Genomic DNA, 711 nt, shown 5'->3' on the forward strand with positions numbered 1-711 from the left:
AATGAGTTCCAATCAGATACGGACGAGAGTGCTCTGCATGCACCGAGCTGTGGTATTCATTTGTCAGCCAAACAAGAGGACGTGTAATGAAATCATTCCCTAATAAATCGCTCGTTGCCCTTGCTATCGCAAGCATGAGCTCTGGTGTCTTAGCACACGGTTACGTATCGGAATCCAACGATGGCGTCGCAGCAAGTCGTGCAGCGCTGTGTAAGTACCCAACATCGGATACCAATGAAAGAAACACTAACTGTGGCGCAATTCAATATGAACCACAAAGCGTGGAAGGCCCAGATGGCTTCCCAGAGACAGGCCCTCGCGACGGGAAAATTGCCAGCGCAGAAACAGCTCTAGCAGCTGCACTAGACGAACAAACCGCCGACCGCTGGGTAAAACGTCCGATAAAATCTGGTACACAAACGTTTGAATGGACTTTTACAGCAAACCACGTGACTCGTGATTGGAAATACTACATCACAAAACCGAATTGGAACCCGAACGCTTCATTGTCACGCGACTCGTTCGATCTCAACCCTTTCTGTGTGGTTGACGGCAATATGGTTCAACCACCAAAACAGATGAGCCACCAATGTAACGTGCCTGAACGCGAAGGGTACCATGTCATCCTTGCGGTATGGGATGTGGGTGATACCGCTGCATCATTCTACAACGTTATCGATGTCAAATTTGATGGTGACGCCCCTGTGATTC

1 protein-coding gene is annotated in these 711 nt (G+C 48.9%); it reads left to right on the forward strand.

The window, feature by feature from the left end:
• Positions 1–86 precede the first annotated feature (86 nt).
• On the forward strand, positions 87–711 hold a 625-nt coding region (locus tag R8N47_RS25185), incomplete at its 3' end, for a lytic polysaccharide monooxygenase (RefSeq protein ID WP_318186103.1).

This window comes from Vibrio sp. 2132-1 (assembly GCF_033344315.1).